Raw genomic sequence first — 3580 nt, forward strand, 5'->3', positions numbered from 1 at the left:
AAGGCCCAATGATAAACCCCCTGCCCGTCTTGAAATAACAGGATAAACCAATCCGTCAAATTCACTTAATCTGGGATGCTCAGAGATGCTTAATGAAATTGCCTTTTCTAAAGCTTTACTGTTAGTCATTTGAATCAGCTTTCTGTTTAGTGGGATCCATTGAATCAATTGTTCTAACTTTGTGATCCATAATGATATCATTGGTGTTAGAATCATGTGGGAGTCTGCGGGAGATATCATGGATTAAGTCAACTGCCTTTCTGGTTAAATCGCTATTACCATATATCCCCAGTTCTTTAACAATCACTTTATATAAAGCTGATTCGACTTGCATCCGTACAATTGGATCCATATTGGCATTATTTTTTGATTCCAGTATTTCGGAAAAAAGACGATAGGCTTCTTTATCAATTTTATCAGAACTATGTAATAGGTTATAGATCAGTTGATTCAGGTTTTTCTTAATAGTAATAATTAAATCCTCTTCAACATGTTCTTTGTAATTACATTGGTCTAAAAAAGTTACTAGTAGTTCTTCTACTTTATGGTTCATTATTTCATTATCTTCTGTTTGTGATAATGAAGATGTTCTTGAATTTAAATTTTCGACAATTGATTTTGTTATGTCTTTATTAATGATAGCTGCATCAAATTTATGGACAGTTTCACTTAACAGATTTTCAACTTTGCTAAATATGATTTCATTATCTGTCTCTTGGGAATAGTCCAGAATTTTTTGATTCACATGTTTTTTGACTTTTTGAATAATATCTTTTTGAACATCTCCGGATTCAAGTTTATTAAGTACTTGTGCCATTAACGTCCCGACTCGATTTTGAACCGCTTCATTATTTTCCTTGTGTGTTTCCCGGACGACTTCCTGATTAATGAACGCTATAATGGCTGTTATGGTTGCTTCAGAAATATCCCCATAGGATTGTCGTTTGATTAATGTTGATGTTAATTCGTTTGCTTTTTCCTGTATATCAATATTGCCAGGCTGTTTGGAAATATTTTGAATCACCTGATTGATAACATTAAAAACATGGCTTTTTGTTTCATCAGAAATATCTTCGTCTTCATATGTTGCTACAAAGGATCGAAAAATATTTTCAGATTTTTTTTGAACAATATTATTGTCTGAACTTTGACACCATTCAACTCCTTTTTCATTTATATATTTTATAATCTCATCTTTAGTACCTTCGGTGATGATTTCTGTCGTAAGTTGCTGGATAAAATTCTTTGTCAATAACGCAATTTTTTTTGAAACAATATCATTTTGAGGATCACAGGCAAAAATATTGATTTCATTATTGATGAAATCCTGAACTTCATCATGGGTGGTACTATAAATTGAAGTTTGATCAAATCCCTGCAACATAATCCCTAACAATTTTTCCATTTTAGATTGAATTTGTTCATTTGAGGGTGTGCAGGCGAGTTTTAGCATTTCCTCGTTTAAATGCTTGATTGCCTGACTTTTTGTTTTTTGAGAAATAATGTTAACACCATACTCCTGTATATTATTAAGTAAAATCTCACTGGATTTATTTCGTATGGCTAATTTTATGTTCTTCAATTGTTCTTCATCGAATGTAATTTGCTTCGCTTCCCTGTAAAATTGGGCCAGAATTTTATAAACATTATAAATGGTTTTGAAAGGTAATAACCAGTTGCTCCAAAATGAACTTTTTACATTTCTGAGGGGACGATTATTTTGATTATTTTTTGATTTTTGTTTAGCCATGTGACAGAAACGACGGTAAATAGATTAAGTGTTAATTTATTTGCTATTAAAGGTCCCAACTATACATGTAATGCAAAACTGTTTCAATCACCAAAAGAAAAAACGGAGTTAAGGCTCATAAAATTTATAGTGAGGACCTTACTCCGTTTGATTCCTTAATTGCTATTTTTTACAGTTCTTAATAATTATAAGCTAACCCAATTCGATATACTTTAATTTCATATTCCTCTTCACTTTCCGTTCCGTCTGTCATTGATATATTAAATGATAAACCTTGATCTGCAGTCATTCCAAACCCGTAAGTGATATAACTATACTCAATATCTCTACCCCCATTTTGGGGTTTTATGACATAACTTTGTGTTTGATAACTTAATAACCATACATCTAATAAGTACTCCACAGTTACTTTTGTATCGGTAGACTGATTATGGTATACTGCACCTGTTTTTTCCGATTCCGGTGATTCAATTTTAGACCATTCTAAACGAATGCCACCATCTGTTAGAATACTAATTCCCTGATATTGATCCTGCCATTCATTATCTTGATAACCATCTACCTGCTGTTCTAAATCTTCTACACCGAATGCTATAAAAATAATATCCAGTAAACGTAGCGAAAGTCCCATGCCGATGCCACTTTCTTCACCAATACCTGTTTCATTTTTCAAACCAGCCGAAGCAGTATCTGTATTATCATCAAATTTCCAGGTTCGCGAACTGGCACCAATGGAAATATTTTGATTAACCCGGTAAGCCAGATTAAATTGAGTTTGTTCAGTTTCTGTGACCTGCTTTTCGCTGGAAACAATAATTTCAGTGTTTCTTTTGAATTCAGGATTTACACCATATTCGAAAGTAAGACCGTTCAATTGATGGGCTAATATTGCTTCTGTATACGTTTGGTCGAACTCAGCAACGGTGGTATCACTGCTTTTAATTTTACCGGAACCACTCCTGTATCCTATCGCCAATGATGAGTGAAATCGCCAGCTGGCCGCCGCTGCCAAATCCGATTTTTTTGTTGTATCCAAAGAAGGTGTTGAGATTTGTGCGAATAGCTGTGGCGATAAAACAATACAGAAAAAAATAATAAGAAATATCGTCTTCATTGTCTTTACATATCAAAGTTATGGAAAATGGGATGATGGTTATCATAGTTAAAAGCAAATTTTATTCCTGTTTGGCAGAACCGATTGCAATCAACACAAAATGAATATTAAAATTGACAGATAATAACTAGCAAGTGAGCAGAATAACTTTTTAAGCTATTGATATTAACAATAAAGCTATATGCCGAAAGTGAGGAACAAACCATTGCTGGTTTTTTCTAGTGTGGATGTATTGCTAAAACAATTTATTAAAGATCAGGAATAAAAAAGATGCGCAGAGGAAAGAAAGCATTGAAATAAATACCACAGACGGTTTTGAGGTATCTATTTCAAAAATTAGGGTGTTATGTATGAACGATTGTATTGAAAAACCAATAAAGCCAAGAGTGTTACCAGTAATAAAGGGCCTGATTCCCCAACTCTTTTTCAATTTCCAATAGGCGATTATATTTGGCGATTCTTTCACTACGACTGACTGATCCGGTTTTTATATGACCGCCATCCATAGCTACCGCAAAATCAGCTAAAAAAGTATCTTCAGTTTCACCCGAGCGATGAGACAGAAAATACCGCCAACCAGCTTCTCTACACATGCGTATGGCATCAATTGTTTCAGTGACCGTGCCTATTTGGTTTAATTTAATCAAAACTGAGTTCGCAGCTTTTTCAGCAATACCACGTTTAATATATTCAGTGTTTGTTACAAAAATATCATC

General features: G+C 33.7%; 3 protein-coding genes. All 3 read right to left on the reverse strand.

Annotated features, from left to right (window positions below; genetic code table 11):
* Positions 1–121: 121 nt before the first annotated feature.
* A complete protein-coding gene (locus HOG71_03875) occupies positions 122–1582 on the reverse strand; it encodes a hypothetical protein (GenBank protein ID MBT5989971.1) in 1461 nt (486 codons plus the stop codon).
* A gap of 346 nt (positions 1583–1928) precedes the next feature.
* Positions 1929–2864: a hypothetical protein gene (locus HOG71_03880; GenBank protein MBT5989972.1), complete on the reverse strand. Its 936-nt coding sequence runs from the start codon at positions 2862–2864 to the stop codon at positions 1929–1931.
* A 389-nt stretch (positions 2865–3253) separates the two neighbouring features.
* On the reverse strand, positions 3254–3580 hold a 327-nt coding region (locus tag HOG71_03885; protein MBT5989973.1), incomplete at its 5' end, for a phosphopyruvate hydratase.

It is taken from the genome of Bacteroidota bacterium (genome assembly GCA_018698135.1).
Classification (GTDB): domain Bacteria; phylum Bacteroidota; class Bacteroidia; order CAILMK01; family JAAYUY01; genus JABINZ01.

Coding starts and splice junctions, on each gene's coding strand:
- HOG71_03880 (MBT5989972.1), bottom strand. CDS start 2,864: ATGAAGACGATATTTCTTATTATTTTTTTCTGTATTGTTTTATCGCCA.